Below are 20,738 nucleotides of genomic sequence, written 5' to 3'. Positions count from 1 at the left end.
TCACGCTTCTTCCGATACGACCGATTCCGTTGTGACGCACACAGACTCGATGGAGGTCCGATTCGTCCGCGCTGTCGCGTGTGGTCGATCGACACGGGCGGGCGTGACAGACACCCTGCGCCCCGGACGGGTCCCGACGCGTCGTCGGGCGTTCACGAAGAGTTCATGCGGTGCGACGAGAGATCTCCCACCGCGAATCGGACATCGCGGTGGGAGATCACAGGAACCGTGGCCGGTCGCCCGGCGGCGGCGTGGGTCAGACGGCCGACTGGTGGTGACGCTGGGTCTCGAAGAACTCGGCCCAGGAGTCCACCTCTGGGTGCTGCTTGATCAGGGCCCGGCGCTGACGCTCTGTCATGCCGCCCCAGACGCCGAACTCGACACGGTTGTCGAGGGCGTCGGCTCCGCACTGCATGAGCACGGGGCAGTGACGGCAGATCGTTGCGGCCTTGCGCTGCGCGGCGCCGCGGACGAACAGTTGATCGGGATCCACTCCCCGGCACCGCGCCTGCGATACCCATGCGATGCGCGCTTCGGCTTCCCCGATGTCGAGCGCTGCATTCGGCGTTCCTGTGTGCATTCGTTGACCCCTTACCGTCGGCGAACACCGTTTCCCTGGCGTTCCGGGCGTCCCACCCGCCGACGCAGCTCACGCTGCACAGCGAACTGAGGAGCACCCCACTAACTGATGTGATTGTTATCTGAATCACATCGTGTCCATCAATGTAGGGGAAAGGCCGCGCGGGAAGCAAGGTGGGGGATCACTTTTCTGGTACGCCCGTGCGATCGGTCACATCGGAGCAGGTCAGCCGTCCACATGTCCGGTACGGGCTGTGTCCCGGAGGAGCCACGTACTCTGTTGTTCGTGCCGATCGCCAAGACTGTCGCCAAACTCGCCGGGTGCTCCGCCCTGGCCGGCGCGCTGCTCGCCGGAGTCATGTTCCCGCTCGCCGGCGGGTTCGGATTCGCGTCCAACCGCGCCGCCGACACCGTGGACAACGTCTCCGCGGAACTCGTCGAGGGAACGGTGCCCGCCGTGTCCACGATGGTGGACTCCGCGGGCAACCCCATCGCGTGGCTCTACGAGCAACGACGCTTCGAGGTGCCGAGCGACCGCATCTCCAACGAGATGAAGCTCGCCATCGTCTCCATCGAGGACCGCCGGTTCGCCGAGCACGAGGGCGTCGACTGGCAGGGCACGGTGCGCGCCTTCCTGACCAACACCACCAGCGGACAGGTGGAGCAGGGCGCGTCCACCCTCGATCAGCAGTACGTGAAGAACTACCAACTGCTCGTCGTCGCCAAGACGGACGCCGAACGCCGCGCCGCCATCGAGACCACTCCCGCGCGCAAGATCCGCGAGATCCGCATGGCGCTGACGCTGGACAAGCAGCTGACCAAGGACGAGATCCTCACGCGCTACCTCAACCTGGTGCCGTTCGGTAACTCGTCCTACGGCATCCAGGACGCGGCACAGACGTACTTCGGCATCGACGCGAGCCAGCTGAGCCTGACGCAGGCGGCGATGCTCGCGGGCATGGTGCAGTCCAGCTCCGCCCTCAACCCGTACACCAACTACGACGGCGTGATGGCGCGACGGAACACCGTTCTCGACACGATGATCCAGAACATCCCGGACCGCGCGGCGGAGATCGAGGCCGCCAAGGCCGAGCCGCTGGGCGTGCTGCCGGAGCCCAACCAGTTGCCGCGCGGCTGCATCGCCGCCGGTGATCGTGGCTTCTTCTGTGACTACGCGCTGCAGTACCTGGCCGACGCCGGCATCAGCAAGGACCAGGTGGACAAGGGCGGTTATCTGATCAAGACCACTCTCGACCCGGCCGTGCAGTCCTCCACGAGCGCCGCCCTGTCCGGGAACAGCAGCCCGGATCTCGACGGTGTCGCGACGGTCATGAACGTCATCGCGCCGGGACAGGACTCGCACCGCATCCTCGCGATGGGGTCGTCGCGGCGCTACGGCCTGAACGGCGACGCCAACGAGACCGTGCAGCCGCAGCCGTACTCCCTGGTGGGCAGCGGTGCCGGGTCGATCTTCAAGATCTTCACCACCGCCGCCGCGATGGAGAAGGGCCTCGGCACGTCCGCGGTCCTGCAGGTGCCCAACCGCGTCGAGGTCAAGGGACTCGGCGACGGCGGTGCGCGCGGGTGCCCTCCCTCGACGTACTGCGTGACCAACGCCGGCAACTACCCGCAGTCACTCTCGGTGACCGATGCGCTGGCACAGTCACCCAACACCGCCTTCGTGAAGCTGATCGAGTCGGTCGGCGTCACCCCGACGGTCGACATGGCCGTCCGCCTGGGCCTGCGCTCGTACACGCTGCCCGGCACAGCCGGCCAGGGCACCGACCAGAGCCTCGCCGACTACCAGAAGGAGGCGAATCTCGGCTCCTTCACGCTCGGACCGACCTACGTCAATCCGCTGGAACTGTCCAACGTGGCCGCGACCCTCGCGTCCGGCGGCAAGTGGTGCCCGCCCAACCCGATCGACAGCGTCTTCGATCGCAGCGGCAAGCAGATCCCCGTCACGCAGCAGGCGTGCGAGCAGGTCGTGGAGCCGGGACTGGCGAACACACTGGCCAACGCGATGAGCAAGGACGATCAGCCCGGCGGCACGTCGGCGTCCGCCGCGAGCTCGGTGGGCTGGTCGTTGCCGATGTCCGGCAAGACCGGCACCACGGAATCGCACCGGTCCTCGGGATTCCTCGGATTCACGAACCGGTACGCGGCCGCCGCCTACACCTACGGCGATTCCCCGACTCCCAGCGAGATCTGCTCGTTCCCCCTGCGCCCGTGTGGTTCGGGCAACCTGTTCGGCGGTAACGAGCCTGCACGGACCTGGTACGACGCGATGGATCCGGTGGCCACGAACTTCGGCGACGTCGGACTCCCGGCCGTCGACCAGAAGTACGTGCGCGGATCGGCCAACGGCCAGGTTCCCGACGTCACGGGCCTGACGCAGAACTCCGCGACCTCGCAGTTGCAGGCCGCAGGGTTCCGAGTGCAGGTGGCGACCACCGCGTCGTCGGAGGGTCGGGGCACCGTGGTCAGCACGTCACCCTCGGGTTCCGCCATTCCGGGATCGACGGTCACGATCTACATCAGCGACGGGTCCGTCCGGGCGGCACCGGCGGCACCCGCGCCGGGGATCCAGCTCCCGGCGTTGCCGCCCGGGGTCACCCTGCCGGCGATCCCCGGGCTGACGGCACCGCCGCGCTAGCCGCGGCAGTGCCGTGCGGCGGCGAGTGCTCTACAGCCGAGCCTTGACCGCGGCCGAGATGCGGGAGCCGTCGGCCTTGCCGGCGGCGATCGCCGTGGCGGCCTTCATGACCTGTCCCATCTGTCGCATCGCCGGGCGCTCACCGAGTTCCTCGGCCACCTGCGCGATGGCCGTGTCGGCGACGTCGGCCAGTTCGGCGTCGGTCAGCGGCGTCGGCAGGTACTCGTCGATGATCTGCGCCTCGGCACGCTCGGTGGCGGCGAGTTCACCGCGCCCGTTCTGGGTGTAGATCTCGGCGGACTCGCCGCGCTTCTTCGATTCCTTGGCCAGCACGCGCAGCACGTCCTCGTCGGTGAGCTCGTGCGCTTCCTTGCCCGACACCTTCTCGGTCTGTACCGCCGACAGCAGCATTCGGAGCGTCGCCGTCCGGAGCTTGTCCTTCGCCTTCATCGATGTCGTCAGATCCGCCCGCAGGCGCTTTTCCATGTCACAGTTCTCGGCCATGTCGGAAACGGTACTGTCGACGAGGTGTCCGGTACATCAGCGTTCCCCCGTCGCTCGGCGCACTCGCTTCCGAGTCTGCAGTCGGCCGCGCGTTCTCTCGCCACTCCCGGAGGGATCGCGGCTCTCGCCGCGGGATCGGCGGCGGTGGGGTTGACCTACGCCACGGCCATCGAGCGGAACGCCTTCGCGCTGCGGGAGACCACCCTGCCGGTGCTCGCCCCGGGGTCGTCGACGCTGCGTGTCCTGCACATCAGCGACCTGCACATGATGCCGGACCAGAAACTCAAGCAGAACTGGGTGCGTGAGCTCGATCGGCTCGAACCCGATCTCGTCGTGAACACCGGCGACAACCTGTCCCACCAGCGGTCGGTGCCGGCCGTGGTGCAGTCGCTCGGGTCGCTCCTCGGTCGGCCAGGGCTGTTCGTGTTCGGCTCGAACGACTACTTCGCGCCCGTGCCCAAGAACCCCCTGAAGTACTTCTCGAAGAATCACAAGAAGGTGTTCGGGAACCCGCTGCCGTGGCAGGACCTGCGGGCGGCCTTCACCGAGCGCGGGTGGATGGACGTCACCCACGTCCGCCGCGAGCTCGAGGTGTCCGGCGTCCGGATCGCGACGGCCGGGGTGGACGATCCGCACCTGAAGCGTGATCGCTACGACACCATCGCCGGCGCGCCGAACTCCATCGCCGACGTGAGCATCGGCATCACCCACTCTCCCGAGCCGCGCGTGCTCGATCGCTTCGCGGCGGACGGATACGACCTGGTGCTCGCGGGACACACCCACGGCGGCCAACTGTGCCTCCCGTTCTACGGCGCACTGGTGACCAACTGCGAGCTCGACCGCTCTCGCGTCAAGGGACCCTCGCGCTGGGGTGCCCACACCCGACTGCACGTCTCGGCCGGACTCGGGACGTCGCCGTATGCGCCGTACCGCTTCTGCTGCCGTCCCGAGGCCACCCTGATCATCCTCGTTCCGGCGAAGCGTCCGCCCAGGACCTCACCCGAACAGGGCGTTTCGCGTTCCGAAGCCATGGTGCGATAGAGTTGCAGAGCTGCCCTGACGGGGAGTGAACGGCCACGGGGTGTGGCGCAGCTTGGTAGCGCGCTTCGTTCGGGACGAAGAGGTCGTGGGTTCGAATCCCGCCACCCCGACTCGTGGTTGAGACACGAAGGAAGGCCCTGCACCGGGATGCCGGTACAGGGCCTTCCGTCATGTCGGGGTCAGGGCCAGGGGACAGTGGCCTGCAGAACCGCTTCCTGCAGCGCAGTCGTGCGGAGCTCCGTCACCTTCTGATACTCCGGATCGGCCACCATCTCGCTGAATGCCGTTCGCGAGGGATAGCGGACGAGAAGCACCGCGTCCCAGCTCTGTCCGGTCTCCGCGACGAGCGTTGTCGAGCCGTCGCCCGCGAACAGGACCTCGCCCCCGTGGCGGGGGAGGAAGGTCTCGTCGAGCTCCCGCGCGTAGTCCGCGTACGAGTCCCGACCACCCTCCGCGAAGCGGAGGAGGTTGAGCATCACCACCGGTCCCCCGGGATCGTCTTCCAGGAAACGCTTCAGGTCTCTTCCACGAGGATCGATGGCCATGTCTCCAGTATGAGAGACACTCGCCGTCGGAACAGCCGAATCCCGGCGTCAGACCGGTGATGCCACGAGCAGCCGGACCGTCCCGATCGGGCCGTCGTCCTGCAGCCGACGCTTCGCGCGCTGGTACGCCACGCGCAGTCGCACGCTCGTCGTCAGGTCCCCGAAGACGTCGGGTTGGGCCAGGAACGCACCGGGGCTGTCGTGGTCGGCCCGCGCCAGTGCGCAGAGCTGATCCGCCGCCCGGTCGGGCAGCGCCACTCCCCCTTCGATGCATGCGCACCACGCCGCGAGCATCAGGGCCGCGTGATCGATCGACCGGTCGTCGCGCAGTCTGTCCCGCACGACGGGCAGGACGAACTTCGGGATGCGCGACGTCGCGTCGACCACCTGACGCGCCACCGTGTCCTGCACGGCCGGGCTGCCGAAGCGTGCGAGCAGATCGTCGATGTACGTGTCGAGGTCCACGCCGGGAACGAGTCCCACGGTGGGCGCCGCCTCGTGGCGCATGTAGGAGGCCACGAAGGCCCCGAGGTCGGGGTCGGCCATCACCTCGTGCACGAACGTCTTCCCGGCCAGCACACCGAGGTACCCGAGCATCTGATGGGAGGCGTTGAGGAGTCGGAGCTTCATCCGCTCGAACGGCACGACGTCCGTGACCACCTGGACGCCCACGTCCTCGAACGGTGGCCGCCCGTCGGAGAAGTCGTCCTCGAGAGCCCACTGCGCAAACGATTCGGACCGCACCGGCCAGGCGTCGTCGATGCCCGTCCGGCGGCGCACCGAGTCGATCACGGCCGGCGACGTCGCAGGGGTGATCCGGTCCACCATGGAGTTCGGGAACGCGACGGAGTCGTCGATCCAGTCGGCGAGCGCGCCGTCGTGGTGACGGGCGAACGACACCAGCGCGGCACGGGCCACGGCACCGTTTCCGACGATGTTGTCGCACGACATGACGGTGAACGGCGCGGTGCCCTCGTCGCGGCGACGGCGGAGTGCCACCGTGAGGAACCCGAGGACGCTGACCGGCGCGTCGAGAGACATCAGGTCGTGGCGCGTGGCGTCGTCCCGGGGATCGAAGGCACCGGTCGCGTCGTCGATGCCGTAGCCCGACTCGGTGATGGTGAGCGAGACGATGTGCGTGGTGGGTGCCGCGAGCGTCGCGACGACGAAATCGGGGTCGTCCGGCGCGTAGAGGTAGCGGGCGATGGACCCCACGATGCGGGTGTCCTCCGCGCCGTCCGGATGCACCGTGCTGAGGGTGTAGAGCTGGTCCTGGGCAGCGGCGGTGTCACGCGCCGCCGCGTCGGCGGGCATGACACCGACACCGCAGATCGCCCAGCCGAGGTGCCCCGCGGCGAGCAACCGGTCGACGTACATCGCCTCGTGCGCCCGATGGAAGGCGCCGACACCGATGTGGACGATGCCGCACACCAGGGTCGAGCCGTCCACTCGATGACGCGGAACCGTCACACCCGCAGGCGGTGCGGTGAGGGCGTCCTGGATCGAGATGGTCACGGCAGCGGTGCCTTTCGAGTGGTACGACGTGGAACGCGGTGGCGCTCCCGTTCACCGGGATCGAGCCGGTGAGACAGAAGAGCGCCACCGCAGTTGGGGACGGCCGGTCAGCAGGCCGACTTGTACACGTACTGCGCGCCGTCGCCGTCGATCGTGTCCGCGGTGATGACGTGGAATCCGGTGGAGATGTCCTTCTCGGTGGGCTTGTCCTCGAGCGAGGCGACGGCCTGCTCGACGCCGTCGGTGCCGATGGTGGCCGGCTGCTGGGCGATGAGCGCCTGGACCGTTCCCTCGCGGAGCTGCTTCACCTGGGCGGGGCCGGCGTCGAAGCCGACGATCTTGACCTGCTCCTGCTTCCCGGTCTGGCGGACGCCGGTCGCGGTGCCCTCCGCGGCGAAGGTGTTGGTGGCGAAGACACCGACGATGTCGGGATCCTTGGCGATGGCGGCGGAGATCAGACGAGCGGCCTCGGCCGGATCGTTGTGGCTGTACTGCACTCCGAGGTACTGGAAGGCCGAGTTGCCCGCGGCCGCGTCCTCGAATCCCTTGACGCGGGCGTCGGTGGTGGAGACGCCGGGGTCGGTGGAGATGACGATGACCTTGCCGCCGTTCGGGTTCAACCCCTCGATCGCGTTGAACGCCTCGGCGCCGCCGCCCTCGTTGTCCGACGAGATGGCCGACACGGCCTTCGACGGATCCTCGAGCGTCGTGTCGACGAGGACGACCTTGATTCCGGCCTGCGCGGCGGCGTCGAGCGGTGCCTGCATCGCGGACACGTCGGTGGGGGCGATGAGAATCGCGGCGGGACGAGAGGCGACGACCGAATCGACGATCGGCTTCTGCAGGGTCGGGTCGAACTTGGCGGGACCCTGGACGTCGACCGTGTAACCGGCGGCCTGAGCGGCGTCCTGGATGCCGCACTGCATGCTGATGTAGAACTCGTCGCCGCTGACGCCCTGGATGAACGCGAGCTTCTTCTCACCGCCGCCCGAGTCGGACGAACAGCCGGCGAGCACGAAGGTGGAGAGTGACGCGGCTGCCAGCGCAGCGGCGGCGACGGTCCGGGATGTACGCATGGGTGAGTGATCTTTCCGGTAGGCCGAGCGTGGTGAGTGGAGTGTGCGATGAGGCCGAGCGACGGTGGTACGTCAGGGGTTTCGAGCCCACAGTCGTTTCAGTGAAGACGTCGACGCCCCGCGGGTGGCGGCGGCTCGGCGGCGTTGATCGAAGTACACGGCGGCGATGAGCACGGCACCGACGGCGACCTGCTGCCAGAAGGGCTGCACACCGACGATGACGAAGCCGTTCTGGAGCACGGCGGGAATGAAGAGTCCGATGACGGTGCCGAACATGGTGCCCACACCGCCGAAGAGGCTGGTGCCGCCGATGACGACCGCGGCGATGACGTTGAGGTTGGTCTGCGACTGGCCGGCGATGGCCGTGGTGCCGTACTGCGAGAGCGACAGGATGCCCGCGAGACCGGCGAGCGTGCCGGACAGCGCGTAGACCTTGATCAGGTGCAGGTCGACCTTGATGCCGACGCGCCGGGCGGACTGCTCCTTGGACCCGACAGCGAAGGTGTGCAGGCCGAACCTTGTGCGGTGCAGCACGATACCGAACACGATGACGAACACCAGGGCGATGAACGAGATGAGCGGGATGGTGGTCGCGGGCACGTTGCCGTAGCCGATCGTGTCGACCAGCACCGGCGGCACGTCGCGGATGTCGACACCACCGGTGATGACCTGGGCGAGACCCAGTGCGCCGCCGAGCGTACCCAGCGTCGCGATCAACGGAGGCACCTTCGCGATACCGATGAGGAACCCGTTGAGCAGCCCCCACGCCAGCCCGCAGGCGACAGCCACGAGGATACCGATGACGGCCACACTCCAGCCCTCGCCGCCGACGGCCCGCATCACCTTCGCGGCGACGACGCCGGAGAAGACGAGGACAGAGCCGATGGAGAGATCGATACCGCTGGTGACGATGACGAACGTCATCCCGATGCCGAGGACGGCGAGGATCGAGACGTTCTGGATGATCTGCCGGATGTTGCCCCACTCGGGGAAACTGTTCGGCGCGAGAATCGAGAACAGGATGCTGATCGCCAGCAGCACGATGACGATCTGGAACACCTGGACACGGGCGAGGCCGGCGAGGCTGCTCCGCAGATCGAACGAGCTGCCGTTCGACGACGGTTCGGGGGCCGAGGATCCCGCTGATTTCGGCAAGGTCTGATTGCTCATCTCGCGGCTCCCACCGTCGCGCCGGTCATCGCGCCGACGAGTGCTTCCATGGTCGTGTTCTTGGCATCGAGCGTCGCGACGCGCTTGCCCAGGCGCAATACCTGGACGCGGTCGGCGACCTCCATGACGTGCGGCATCGAGTGGCTGATGAACACCACGGCGACGCCCTTGTCGGCCACTCGACGAATGGTGTCGAGCACGTTGCGGGTCTGGACCACGCCGAGTGCGGCGGTGGGTTCGTCGAGGAACACCACACCCTTGGCCCAGGCCACGGCGCGGGCGATGGCGATGGCCTGCTGCTGGCCACCGGACATGGCTCCGACCGGATCGGTGAGGCTGCGGACGGTGGCCCCCAGTTCGTCGAGCGCCGCACGCGACTGCGTGCGCATCTCGGCCGTGTTCAGGAAGCCGAGCTTGCCCAGCAGGCCCGCCGCGGGAATCTCGCGCCCCAGGAACATGTTCTGGGCCGCGTTGAGGTGCGGAGCGAGCGCCAGGTCCTGGAACACCGTCTCGATGCCCAGATCTGCTGCTGCGGTGGGGTTGTCCAGGTCGACGGTCACGCCGTCGTAGAGGATCTCGCCGGAGTCCAGCGCCAGGCTGCCGGACAGCGCCTTGACCATCGTCGACTTGCCGGCGCCGTTGTCGCCGATGAGTGCGACCACCTCGCCCGCGTAGATGTCGAAATCGGCGTCGTCGAGCGCGCGCACGTTCCCGAAGCTGCGGGAGAGCCCGCGTGCCTCGAGGACGGGCGTGGCGCCGTCGGGGTGGTTGCTCATGAGAGCTCCTCGGATGAGTCGGTGTCGCGTGATGAGTCGGTGTCGTGAGCGGGTGCGAGAAGCGGGTCGTTCGGCACCTCGATGATCAGGTCGGCGCGGCGGGCCGCCGCGGCCACGATCTCCGCGTTGCGGAGGTCGACGTCGCGGGTCCACTGCTCGGCGTCCGCACGCGACTTGCCGTGGTGTCGGTGTCGGGCCACGAGTCGTTCCGCGCGCACCGTCTTCGGAACGTCGAGGTACCAGACCTCGTCGAGCTCCGAGCGCACCGCGTCCCACCCGCCGTCGTCGAGCAGGAGGTAATTGCCCTCGGTGATCACCATCGCGGTGTCGCGCTGCACGGGGACGGCGCCGGCGATCGCGGCCTCGATCGACCGCTCGAACCGCGGTGCGTAGATCGTCTCCGCCGTCTGGTTCCGCAGGCGGCGCAGGAGCGCGACGTATCCGTCGACGTCGAAGGTGTCGGGCGCACCCTTGCGTCCACGGCGCCCGAGCCGGATCAGCTCCTCGTCGGCGAGGTGGAACGCGTCCATCCCCACCAGCGTGGAGTCGGTACCGAGTTCCGCCTGAAGCAGTGCGCAGAAGGTCGACTTGCCCGCGCCCGGTGCACCGGTGACACCCAGCAGCCGGCGACCGCCGGATCCGTCGCGCAGCACGGACGCCAGGTGGCTCACCATCTCGGTGAGATCGGCTGGCGCGTAGCGCCGACGGTCCTCGCGGCCGTCCGGCGTGCCGGCGTCGTTCGAAGCTGCGTACATGTCCGTCCCTCGTCGAATCGCGGAACTCGATCGACCCGACCATCGTGGGGGCGGGTCGTCGTGCGGCCCGAGCCGCATCGCGATGCGGATCAGTGTGACCCACGCAACTCACCGTGTCACGCGTTTCGCGAAAATTCATGTCACCGGTGACATGGGCACCGATCGGTCGAGCCTCCCCGATTCGTGGAGGACACTCCCGAGAGAAGGATCAGCGCAGTTCAGCGATGTTTCTCGGCAATCGGGCGCAGAATTGCACACGGTGACGTACGGTCCGTGTCATCGATGTCATGGACCACCGCAACGGAGGTCATGACATCGATGACATCGCATCACCGCCACACCCACGACTCCCCAGAAGGCAGAACCGACATGTCGCAGAGTTCCCCGTCGAAGTTCAGCGGCCGCACGATCCTCGTCACCGGGGCCAGCGGCGGTATCGGCGCCGCCACCGTGCGGCGCCTCGTCGCCGACGGCGCCGACGTCATCGCGTCCGGACGGAACGAGGCCGCGCTCGCTGCTCTGCAGGAGGAGACCGGCGCACGTCCGCTGCCGTTCGACCTCACGTCGGAGGACAGCATCCGTGAGGCCCTGTCGGGCCTCGAGCTCTACGGCGTGGTCAACTGCGGCGGCTTCGGCGGCGAGATCGCCACCCCCCAGGACACCGACATCGACATCTTCGACAAGGTCATCTCCATCAACGCGCGCGGCAGCCTCCTCGTCATCAAGTACGCGGCTCCCGCGATGATCGCCGCCGGAGCCGGGGCCATCGTCAACGTCTCGAGCCAGGCATCGCTCGCAGCGCTCCCCGGACACATCTCGTACGGATCCTCGAAAGCGGCCCTGGACAACATCACTCGCGTCGCGGCACTGGAACTCGGGAAGCACGGCATCCGGGTCAACAGCGTCAATCCCACCGTCGTCATGACGGAGATGTCCGCCTTCTACTGGGGGCGCCCGGAGATCGAGGGCCCGTTCCTGTCGCAGATGCCGCTCGGTCGGTGGGCCACCGAGGCCGAGATCGCGGCCCCCATCGCGTTCCTGCTCAGCGACGACGCCTCGATGATCACCGGGGTGTCTCTTCCGGTCGACGGCGGGTACACCAGCCGCTGACCCGTCATACTGTCCCGGCACGTACGAAGAAGGTGGCCCGATGACCACGATGCAGGATGTCGCGACACTGGCCAACGTCAGCGCGAAGACGGTGTCCCGTGTCTACAACGACGATCCGCACGTCGATCCGGAGACTCGCGCTCGGGTCAACGCGGCGCTCGAATCGTTGAACTACGTTCCCAACACCATCGCGACATCGTTCCGCGCCGGCCACACCGGTGCCATCGGGGTCGCCGTTCCGGACATCGACGATCCCTTCTTCGCGTCGATCGCGCGTGCGGTGGAGAACCGAGCCCGGCTGCACGACATGGCCGTCATCATGACCAGCCTCGGTCACGACGCGTCCCTCGAGAGCTCACTGGTGGAATCGCTCTTGCGCAGACAACTCAGCGGCCTGGTGATCGCGCCCATCGGTACCGACCACGCCTATCTCAAGCGGTGGGCCGAGCGCACCCCCACCGTGTTCGTGGACCGCGCGCCCTCCGGGCTCACCGCCGACACGTTCGTCGACGACGATCACGGCGGTGCCTGGACGGCCACCACCCATCTTCTCGATCGGGGCCACCGGCGCATCGCTCTGGTCGGCGACGACATCTCCATCAGCACCGCGTTCAACCGCCTCTCCGGGTATCGAGATGCGCTGGAGAGCAACGGGATCGAGTACGACGACACGTTGGTCGTCACCGGAGTCCTCGGCCGCGATCAGGCACGGGAGGCGATGCGCACACTGCTCGACTCCTCCGCGCCGCCCACGGCGCTGTTCCTGTCCAACGCCCGCACCGCGATGGCGTGCGTGCCCGAACTGCAGAAGCGCGGAGCGACGCGCCCCGCGTACGTCGGCTTCGGCGACTTCCCGCTGGCCGACGCTCTGTGCCCGCCCGTCACCGTGATCGACCAGAACCCAGCCGAACTCGGGCTCCAAGCGATCGATCGCATTCTCGGACGCATCGAGAACCCGCGCCGGCGTTACCGCCGCCGCAACGTGCTCGGAGTCGAGCTGATCGAGAGGGAATCGTGCACGCTCCCCGACGGCGCCGCGTCACCGCAGTGACACGGTGACGCCTCCCTCGGCGAGGGTGACCGTCAGCTGATCCAGGGTGTCGACCTGCAGGTCCGCGTCCAGGTCGGCTCGGTCGTGCGTGCCTCCCACACCGATCACCGTGCAGCCCGCGGCCCGTGCCGATCGCACTCCGGCGGGCGCGTCCTCGACGACCAGGCAGCGGCTCGGATCGATCCCGAGCGTGCGCGCCGCGAGGAGATAGGGCTCCGGGTCCGGCTTGCCGTGTGCCACGTCCGCAGAGGTCACCATCGCGGTGGGTGCGGCCAGACCCGCCGCTGCGAGACGGGCGTGCGCCACGGGGGGTGCACCCGACGTCACGATCGCCACCCGCGAGGCGGGCAGTGCCGAGAACAACTCCAGCGCACCGGGAGTGGGGACCACGTCGGCCACGTCGCGGGTCTCCAGATCACCGAGCCGCAGCGCCGCTGCCGGCCCCTCCACGTCGCCGAGAAGCAGCGCCATCGACTCCGCCGCCGTCATTCCGTGCGCGATGTCCGCGACCGCGAATCCGTACTCCGCGCCGACCTCGGCCCAGCACCGCGCGACGGCCGCCGTGGAGTCGACGAGAGTGCCGTCGAGGTCGAACAGCATCGCGTCGAACGTCCGCCCGACGACACCACCCCGGTTCGCGGGCGGGGACACCAGTCCCAGCGCCCGGCGGACACGGAACAGTTGCTGCGCGGTGGTGAGAGACGCGTCGACGCGCAGATGCGGGACCGTGGGGCTCGAGTGCGGCGTGTCGGCGCGGTGGCGATCCCGGTCCAGACCGCGGTCCGCGCGGCGCCGGGCGAGCAACGCCTCGCTGCCGTCGACATGGACGACGACCACCGGCGCAGGGGCCACGGACTCGAGAAGAGCCGCCCACTCGTCACCACCCTGCAGTTCGCGGGTGAACGGCGCGACCATCACGGACCGCACGCCCACCGACGTCAGTTCTTCTGCGACGGAACGCATCACGGCATATCGACCGGCACGGATCAGGGGCGCCGCGTCGCCGGAGTCGTTCCAGTGTCCACTGCCCAGCAGCGGAACTAGCACGTCGAGCAGCGGCGCCGTCAGGGTGTCGAGGTCGAGCAACGGCGCTGCGAGATCACGGGCGACCGCTGCTCCGAGGGTCGACTTGCCACTGCCGGCGACCCCGGCGATCACCACGTGCGGGCCGCTGTTCCACGCGATCTCTTGACAGGAGGTGTGCACGATGACGATCATAGAAGACAACGTTGTCTCGCAGCAATGCCGGACCGTCACCCACCCTCGATCGAGAGTTCTCCCGTGACCCACCGCGCCAGCATCAAGGACGTCGCCGCACTGGCAGGCGTCAGCTTCAAGACTGTCTCGCGCGTGGTCAACGGTGTCGACACGGTGCTCCCCGAGCTGCGCGAGCGCGTCGAAGCGGCGGTGGCGGAACTGAACTACGTTCCCAACTCCGCCGCACGATCACTGAAGTCCGGATCCGGCACCACCATCGGCATCGTGGTCGACTCCATCGACGACATCTTCTTCGCCTCCCTGGTACGCGCGATCGAGGAGCGTGCGCTCGATCGCGGCATGGGAGTCATGGTCGGCAGCACCGGGTTCGATCCCGAGCGCGAACTGTCGCAACTCACCCGCCTCGCCGGTCAACACGTGCGCGGCATCGTGCTCGCCCCCGTCGGCGATCACTCGTCGTTCCTCACCCCGCGCCGCCACACCCTGCCGGTGGTGACCGTCGACCGCTCGATCCCGGGTTTCGACTCCGTCACCGTCGACGACTACTCGGCGGCTCGACGCGCCGTCCGGGTGCTGGTCGACGCGGGGCACCGGCGGATCGCCCTCGTCGGTCACGATGCGCGACTGCAGACGGCGCAACGTCGACGCGACGCGTACGTCGACGTCCTCACCGAGCACGGTCTCAGCGCCCCGGGCGACGGCATTCCCGAAGTGGCGCCGTCGCCGGACGCGGTGCGCCCGGTGGTGCTCGACCTGCTCGCCCTCCCTGAACCCCCCACGGCGCTGTTCGTCTCCAACGCCCGCCACGCCAGTGCCGTCGTGTCGGTCCTGCACGAGATCCACCGCACGGACGTGGCCATGGTGTCGTTCGGCAGCTTCGCTCTGGCCGACGCCGTCGATCCGCCCGTCACCTGCATCGACCAGAACCCGTACGAGATCGGAGCCGCGGCGTTCGACCGTCTGCTGCTGCGTTTCGACGATCCCACCCTCGACGCCGTGGCCGGCCTCGCCGACACGACACTCGTCGAGCGCAGCTCGCATCTCGCTCCCCCGAATCGACAGTCCCCCAGCGCTGGAAAGCGGTACCGCCCGTGAGCATGTCCCTCGTCGCCGGTCTCGACCTCGGCAGCACCGGAATCAAGATCCTCGTCAGCGACTCCTCGGGTTCCGAGGTCCTGATCGAGCAACTCGCCACTCCCTGGACGCACGGGGCCGGCGGTACCACCGACATGGCGGCGGACGATCTCCTCGACACCGTGCGTCACCTGGTGGAGATCGTCGCGCGCCGACTGCCGGACGTCACCGGTGATCCGAACGCCCGGCTCGATGCCGTCGCCGTCTCGGGCATGGGCGAGACGGGCTTCCTCGTCGACGCAGGGCTGGAGGTCGTGGCGCCGTCGTTCGCGTGGTTCGACCCGCGCGGCGGGGAGCAGGTCGCCGCCCTGCCCGAGCCGCTGCGGGCCGCGTTCGCAGCGACCACGGGAATCCCTCTCGGGGTGCAGGTCTCGGTCGCGAAGATCCTGCATCTGCAGTCCGGCGGACTGGACCTCACCGGACTCCGATGGCTGGATCTGCCCGCGTTCGTCGTCGCCGCTCTCGGCGGACGGGCTGTCAGCGAGTACTCGCTGGCGTCGCGAACGGGGCTGCTCGACCAGGACACCGGCGCCCCCTGGCGGGACATGCTGGCGCACCTCGGTGTCGACGACACCTTCCTCCCGCCGCTCGTCGCTGCCGGCACCGCACTCGGATTCGCCTCGGCGCCATGGCTTCCCGAGCTCGTACGCGGGGCCGCCCTCACGGTCGCGGGCCACGACCACCTCGTGTCCGCGGTGTCCGGCGGCGACATCGCCGACGACACCTACCTCGTCTCGATGGGTACCGCGGAGGTGTTGTTGCGCGTCCTGGACACGCCACCGTCCGCGGCCAGTCGCGCGCGACTGGCCGAGCACCTGATCAACTCGGTCCGCCACGTCGTGCCCGGCAAGTACGTGCTGGTGGCCGGTGTGAAGTCGGGACTGCTCATGCGCCGCGCACTGCAGTTGTGCGACATCACCGATCGCGCCGGGCGAGACGGGCTGGACCAGCGCGTGCAGGCACTGCCGTCCGCGGGATCCGTCGCCGAGGGTGGTGTCACCGTCTCCGGTGCACGCAACGACGACGGTGTGCTCGCACTGACCATCCGGACCGACGGGGTGGACGCCGCCGAACTCTTCCGCGCCGTGCTGCTCCACGGGAACGACGAGGTGGCCCTGCTGGTCGCCGCGCTCGACCGTGAGGTCCCGCCCGCACGGCGCAGCATCCTCACCGGTGGCTGGGCGAGCATGGCCTGCGTCCGCGACGCCCGCGCCGCCGTCCTGCCCGACATCACCACCTCCGGCCGAACACAGGACACCGCCTACGGCGCAGCCCTGTTCGCCTCCAGACTGCTCGACTCGAGCGACCGAACCCCATCTCGCACCACCGACAGGAGCTCCGACATGAACGACCTCACCACACTGGAACGACGCGGCATGGCCGCCATCTCCACTGCGAACGGCAACATGCTGATCGTGGCCGGCGACCAGCGCAACGGCATGAAGGCCGTCATGAACGACGCCCCGGACGGTCCGGACTCCATCTCGAAGGATCAACTCGCCGATGCCAAGGGCGATCTCGTGAGGTACCTCGGCAACCACGCTCCCGCCATCCTGCTCGACCCGGAGGTGGCGCTCCCCCGCGTCGTCGACGAGGGCACGTTGTCGCGGGACACCGCGCTCGTGGTCGGGATGGACGCCTCGGGATTCGAGACCGTGGACGGCCTGAAGTTCACCCGCTTCGTCGACGGCGTCACCCCGCGCGTGGTGCGCGATCTGGGCGGCGATGTCGCGAAGATGTTGTGGTACATGCGCCCCGACCGTCAGACGGCGGACTCGCGGGTCGGCCAGGAGATCGCCGAACTGGTGAAGGCGTGCTCGGCCGAGGGTCTGCTGCTGATCGTCGAGATCCTCACGTACCGGCTCGAGGGCGAATCGGCCGTCGACTACGCGGAGCGCTTCCCGTCCCTCGTGGCCGAGTCCGCCCGCATCTCCGTCGAGTGCGGTGCCAAGGTGCTCAAGCTGCAGTACCCCGGATCGGCCGAAGCCTGTGCCGCCGTGACCGCCGCCGCGAACGGCGTGCCGTGGGCCGTCCTGTCCGCCGGTGTGGATCACGAGACGTTCATCGAGCAGGTGCGCACCGCCGTGGCGAACGGCGCCAGCGGCGCGATGGCGGGTCGCTCCCTCTGGAAGGACAGCATGGCCGTCTCGGCCGACACCCGCGAGCAGCTGCTGACGGACCGCGCGCTGCCGCGCCTGCGCGAGCTGGCCGAGGCCGTCGACAACCGCTGACCGACACGCGACACGCGATACCGGACCGTCGAGTCTGCCTATCATGACGGCATGACACGGTTCCGGTTCGCGGTCGCGTTCATCGCGGCGACAGCAGTGCTCGGTCTCGCCGGTTGCTCCGACAGCTCCGGTGACACACAGTTCGACGGGCTCACGGTCGGTCAACGCGTGTACGACCGCACCGGGGACTCGCTGGGTCCGGCCGACGTCGAGGCGCTGGAGCAGCGACTCGACGCGCTGCGCGCCGAGACCGGGGCCGACGTCGTCGCGTACGTCCGCGAACTGGACGCCGACTCGGACGACACCCTCGATCAGGTGGAGGCACTCCAGCAGGCGTGGGTGTCGACGGCGGACGTCGATCAGGACGTCGCCGGTGCCATCCTGATCAACCGCGAGCCCGGTACCGACGACGAGGCTCGGGCCGGGATTTTCCTCGGTTCCACCTTCGACGACGGCAATGTTCCCCGCGACGAGCAGGAAGCGATCATCGAGGACGCCCTGGTGCCGCCGCTGCGCGACGGTGACGTCGCGGGCAGTCTGACGAACGGCATCGACCGGCTCGAGTCCTCCATCCTGGTCGGGCCACCGGTGACGGCGCTCGACGAGTTCGCCGCCGGGCCGGGGTCGACGTGGCTCCCGTGGACCGGTCTCGCCGTCGTGCTGGTCGGCTCCGCGGGCGCGGCGCAGATCTACCGTCGCCGTTCGCGGCCCACGGTGTCGGCGCAGCCTCCGACGACCTACCGACCCGATCACACCACCGATCCCGCGATCGTCACGGCTCTGGTCCATCGGAGCGCGCAGGCGAGTGCGGTGCCGGCCACGCTGCTGGCGCTCGCGGCGGCCGACGCAGTGGCTCTCGAGTCCGAGCCGGGTTCCGGGTCGAAGAAACGTGGCAAGGACACGCTCCGAGTCCGACTGCTCGACCGCGGCAAGGTACGCGGCGACGTGCAGGACGCCGTCTGGACCATGCTGTCCGAGAAGGCCGAGGGCGACGTGGTGGACAGCGCCGCGCTCACGAAGCTCGCGCAGGGTCACGGCGCGACGAAGGCCGTCGTCGACGCGCACCTCGAGGCGAACGGGTGGGTGCGCCACGGTACGGCCGGACCACGCTGGGGTCTGGTCGGACTGGCACTTCTCGGCGGTGCAGTCATGGTGGGCGCAGGCGTGGTCGCTGCTTCCGGGGCCCCGATCATGCTGGTCGCCGCGATTCCCGGCGGGATCCTGCTGATCGCCGGCCTCGTCATGACGGTCGCCTACTCACGATTCTCGGCTGCCGGTCTCGACGCCGCTCGTCCCTGGGAGGCCTACCGTGACGGGTTGAAGCAGTCGGGAAAGGACGACGACTCCTCGCTCGATCTGGACGACGCACTGCCCGACATCGTCGCGCTGGGGCTCGGCTCCACGTTCACGAAGCGCCTCGAGGCGGCCACGGACGCGGACGGCGGAACGACGCTGCGTGCCTTCGCCTCACCGTCCGGATCACTGCACGCCTCGGACCCGGCACTGCTGAACTGGGTCGTCTTCTCCTCGGTGTTCACCTCGACCAACAGCAGCGCCGGCACGGTGTCCGGGGCCGGCGCGGGTGGCGGTGGCGGCGCCGCGGGGAGCACCTGAGACCATTCCGGGTGTGACCGACACTCCGTCATCACGTCCCGCGTATCGCAACGGCGCGGGCAGCAGCGCGCTGGTCGCGGGCATCGTCGCGCTGGTCTGCGCGTTCGTGCCCTTCGTGGGAGACATCGTCGCGGTGCCCACCGGCATCCTCGCGGTGGTGTGCGGATGGGTCGGTATCGGCCGGGACGAGGACGGCACGGCCACCAACGGCCGCGAGGCGATGATCGGAGCCGCGCTGGGCGGCGCCGCACTGTTCGTCGTCTTCGTGTCCTTCGCCGCCACCACCCTCTGAGCCGACGGAGTGCCGCCGTAACGGCGCGGAAACCGAGAAGACCGACGAACGACACGGGCAGGGCCGACACTGTGTCCCATGGTGTCGTTGTCGAGGTTCACTCGCGGTCGGGCGGGCACGCATCCGGTCGACCACATTCCCCCGCTGTCGGTGCTGGCTCCACTCGGCTTGCAGCACGTGCTCGCGATGTACGCGGGCGCGGTCGCCGTCCCTCTCATCGTCGGCAGCGCCCTGGTCGCTGCGGGGGAACTGCAGTCGAGCGACCTGCCGTACCTCATCACGGCCGACCTGTTCGTCGCCGGGATCGCGACACTGATCCAGGCGGTCGGGTTCTGGCGCTTCGGGGTACGACTACCGCTGATGCAGGGCTGCACGTTCGCCGCGGTGACGCCGATGATCGCCATCGGCTCGCAGTACGGCGTCACCGCCATCTACGGTTCCGTGATCGCGTCCGGCGTGTTCATGATGGCGCTGGCGCCGGTGTTTGCGAAGCTGCTCCACCTGTTCCCGCCTCTGGTCACGGGCACGGTCATCCTGATCATCGGCCTGTCGCTGATGCCGGTGGCGGCCGGATGGTTCGGCGGCGGAACGGGATCCGAGGACTTCGGTGATCCGAAGTACATCGGGATGGGCGCACTCACGTTGCTGATCATCCTGCTGATCGAACGGTTTGCTCCCCCGGCCGCCAAGCGACTGAGCATCCTGCTCGGACTCGTCGCCGGCACCGTCATCGCGATCCCGCTGGGCATGACCGACTTCAGTGGTGTGCGGGAACAGGACTGGGTCGGCGTGACCACGCCGTTCCACTTCGGATTCCCGACGTTCGAGGTCAGCGCGATCATCACCATGTGCATCGTCGCGCTGGTCATCATGACCGAGACCACGGGCGACATCATCGCTGTCGGCGAGATCGTCGACAAGAAGGTTCCGCCTCGCCGTCTGGCCGACGGTCTGCGCGCCGACGGCCTGTCGACGATGCTCGGTGGCATCTTCAACACGTTCCCGTACACGGCGTTCGCGCAGAACGTGGGGCTGGTGGCGATCACGGGCGTCAAGACCCGCCATGTGGCCACGTTCGCCGGCGGCATCCTCATCCTGCTGGGGTTGCTGCCGAAACTCGGTGCCGTGGTGGAGGGTGTGCCGCTTCCCGTGCTCGGTGGCGCGGGCATCGCACTGTTCGGCATGGTGGCCGCGAGTGGCGTCCGCACGCTCGCGCAGGTGTCGTTCAACAACACGAACATCCTGGTGGTCGCCGTCGCGGTGGGCGTCGGACTGTTGCCCACGGTGTCGCCGGACCTCTACGACCGGTTCCCCGACTGGTTTCAGACCATCTTCCATTCCGGCATCAGCGCGGGTGCGCTGTGCGCGGTGGTCCTGAACATGCTGCTGAACTCGGAGTCGTTGCGCGACAAGTTGTCCACCGACACGGATCCGCCGGCCCACGATGCTGTGCGTGGACCGGCGCTCTGAT

At 68.6% G+C, this 20,738-nt stretch carries 18 protein-coding genes and 1 tRNA gene; 10 read left to right on the top strand and 9 right to left on the bottom strand.

Annotated features, from left to right (window positions below; translation table 11 throughout):
- Positions 1 to 256: 256 nt before the first annotated feature.
- Positions 257 to 580 carry a WhiB family transcriptional regulator gene (locus ASG69_RS19210; protein ID WP_027506681.1) on the bottom strand — a complete coding sequence of 108 codons (324 nt, stop codon included), beginning with the start codon at positions 578 to 580 and terminating at the stop codon, positions 257 to 259.
- Positions 581 to 865: 285 nt separating this feature from the next.
- Between ASG69_RS19210 and ASG69_RS19205 the strand changes: the two genes are divergently transcribed.
- Positions 866 to 3,235 (top strand): penicillin-binding protein, encoded by a 2,370-nt coding sequence (locus tag ASG69_RS19205; protein ID WP_027506680.1) that lies wholly within the window; start codon positions 866 to 868, stop codon positions 3,233 to 3,235.
- A 30-nt stretch (positions 3,236 to 3,265) separates the two neighbouring features.
- On the opposite strand, the gene ASG69_RS19200 is transcribed toward ASG69_RS19205, so the two are convergent.
- Positions 3,266 to 3,739 (bottom strand): GatB/YqeY domain-containing protein, encoded by a 474-nt coding sequence (locus tag ASG69_RS19200; protein ID WP_027506679.1) that lies wholly within the window; start codon positions 3,737 to 3,739, stop codon positions 3,266 to 3,268.
- Positions 3,740 to 3,814: 75 nt separating this feature from the next.
- Here ASG69_RS19200 and ASG69_RS19195 point away from each other — a divergent pair, with 75 nt between their 5' ends.
- Both ASG69_RS19195 and ASG69_RS19190 read left to right on the top strand, forming a co-directional pair.
- Positions 3,815 to 4,780: a metallophosphoesterase gene (locus tag ASG69_RS19195; RefSeq protein ID WP_056444262.1), complete on the top strand. Its 966-nt coding sequence runs from the start codon at positions 3,815 to 3,817 to the stop codon at positions 4,778 to 4,780.
- Between the two features lie 36 nt (positions 4,781 to 4,816).
- Positions 4,817 to 4,890: transfer RNA gene (locus ASG69_RS19190), tRNA-Pro, on the top strand.
- A 69-nt stretch (positions 4,891 to 4,959) separates the two neighbouring features.
- On the opposite strand, the gene ASG69_RS19185 is transcribed toward ASG69_RS19190, so the two are convergent.
- The 6 genes from ASG69_RS19185 to ASG69_RS19160 form a co-directional block, all read right to left on the bottom strand.
- Complete coding sequence (locus tag ASG69_RS19185; RefSeq protein ID WP_056443341.1) at positions 4,960 to 5,325, bottom strand: DUF1330 domain-containing protein; 366 nt, start codon at positions 5,323 to 5,325, stop codon at positions 4,960 to 4,962.
- A 48-nt stretch (positions 5,326 to 5,373) separates the two neighbouring features.
- Entirely contained in the window at positions 5,374 to 6,840 is a 1,467-nt protein-coding gene (locus tag ASG69_RS19180) for a mannitol dehydrogenase family protein (protein WP_056443337.1), read from the bottom strand.
- Positions 6,841 to 6,947: 107 nt separating this feature from the next.
- Complete coding sequence (locus tag ASG69_RS19175; protein ID WP_056443334.1) at positions 6,948 to 7,916, bottom strand: ABC transporter substrate-binding protein; 969 nt, start codon at positions 7,914 to 7,916, stop codon at positions 6,948 to 6,950.
- Between the two features lie 72 nt (positions 7,917 to 7,988).
- Positions 7,989 to 9,086 carry an ABC transporter permease gene (locus ASG69_RS19170; protein WP_027506673.1) on the bottom strand — a complete coding sequence of 366 codons (1,098 nt, stop codon included), beginning with the start codon at positions 9,084 to 9,086 and terminating at the stop codon, positions 7,989 to 7,991.
- Positions 9,083 to 9,862 carry an ATP-binding cassette domain-containing protein gene (locus tag ASG69_RS19165; RefSeq protein WP_027506672.1) on the bottom strand — a complete coding sequence of 260 codons (780 nt, stop codon included), beginning with the start codon at positions 9,860 to 9,862 and terminating at the stop codon, positions 9,083 to 9,085. The genes ASG69_RS19170 and ASG69_RS19165 overlap by 4 nt, the downstream gene beginning before the upstream one ends.
- Positions 9,859 to 10,617, bottom strand: a complete 759-nt coding sequence (locus tag ASG69_RS19160) for a nucleoside/nucleotide kinase family protein (RefSeq protein ID WP_082544399.1) — start codon at positions 10,615 to 10,617, stop codon at positions 9,859 to 9,861. The genes ASG69_RS19165 and ASG69_RS19160 overlap by 4 nt, the downstream gene beginning before the upstream one ends.
- Before the next feature lie 369 nt (positions 10,618 to 10,986).
- Here ASG69_RS19160 and ASG69_RS19155 point away from each other — a divergent pair, with 369 nt between their 5' ends.
- Positions 10,987 to 11,727 carry an SDR family oxidoreductase gene (locus tag ASG69_RS19155; RefSeq protein WP_027506671.1) on the top strand — a complete coding sequence of 247 codons (741 nt, stop codon included), beginning with the start codon at positions 10,987 to 10,989 and terminating at the stop codon, positions 11,725 to 11,727.
- Between the two features lie 40 nt (positions 11,728 to 11,767).
- Positions 11,768 to 12,778, top strand: coding sequence for a LacI family DNA-binding transcriptional regulator (locus tag ASG69_RS19150; RefSeq protein WP_027506670.1), 1,011 nt, complete (start codon positions 11,768 to 11,770; stop codon positions 12,776 to 12,778).
- Here the strand turns inward: ASG69_RS19150 and ASG69_RS22300 are convergent.
- Positions 12,767 to 13,984, bottom strand: a complete 1,218-nt coding sequence (locus ASG69_RS22300) for an HAD-IA family hydrolase (RefSeq protein WP_162246755.1) — start codon at positions 13,982 to 13,984, stop codon at positions 12,767 to 12,769. The genes ASG69_RS19150 and ASG69_RS22300 overlap by 12 nt on opposite strands.
- A 75-nt stretch (positions 13,985 to 14,059) precedes the next feature.
- On the opposite strand from ASG69_RS22300, the gene ASG69_RS19140 reads away from it, so the two are divergent.
- From ASG69_RS19140 to ASG69_RS19115, 5 genes are all read left to right on the top strand, one after another.
- Positions 14,060 to 15,091 carry a LacI family DNA-binding transcriptional regulator gene (locus ASG69_RS19140; RefSeq protein WP_051613560.1) on the top strand — a complete coding sequence of 344 codons (1,032 nt, stop codon included), beginning with the start codon at positions 14,060 to 14,062 and terminating at the stop codon, positions 15,089 to 15,091.
- 2 nt (positions 15,092 to 15,093) lie between these two features.
- Positions 15,094 to 17,361 (top strand): FGGY family carbohydrate kinase, encoded by a 2,268-nt coding sequence (locus ASG69_RS22920; RefSeq protein WP_235579056.1) that lies wholly within the window; start codon positions 15,094 to 15,096, stop codon positions 17,359 to 17,361.
- 51 nt (positions 17,362 to 17,412) lie between these two features.
- Positions 17,413 to 18,975, top strand: a complete 1,563-nt coding sequence (locus ASG69_RS19125) for a DUF2207 family protein (RefSeq protein ID WP_027506668.1) — start codon at positions 17,413 to 17,415, stop codon at positions 18,973 to 18,975.
- A 13-nt stretch (positions 18,976 to 18,988) separates the two neighbouring features.
- The gene (locus ASG69_RS19120) at positions 18,989 to 19,267 is read left to right on the top strand and encodes a hypothetical protein (RefSeq protein WP_027506667.1); all 279 of its coding nucleotides are present in this window, start codon (positions 18,989 to 18,991) and stop codon (positions 19,265 to 19,267) included.
- 78 nt (positions 19,268 to 19,345) lie between these two features.
- Positions 19,346 to 20,737: a nucleobase:cation symporter-2 family protein gene (locus ASG69_RS19115; RefSeq protein WP_082544397.1), complete on the top strand. Its 1,392-nt coding sequence runs from the start codon at positions 19,346 to 19,348 to the stop codon at positions 20,735 to 20,737.
- The last annotated feature ends 1 nt before the right edge of the window (position 20,738 follow it).

It is taken from the genome of Rhodococcus sp. Leaf225 (genome assembly GCF_001426145.1).
GTDB lineage: Bacteria > Actinomycetota > Actinomycetes > Mycobacteriales > Mycobacteriaceae > Rhodococcoides.
The sequence above is the reverse complement of the archived record's forward strand: the minus strand, read 5'-3'. Positions and strand labels throughout refer to the sequence as shown.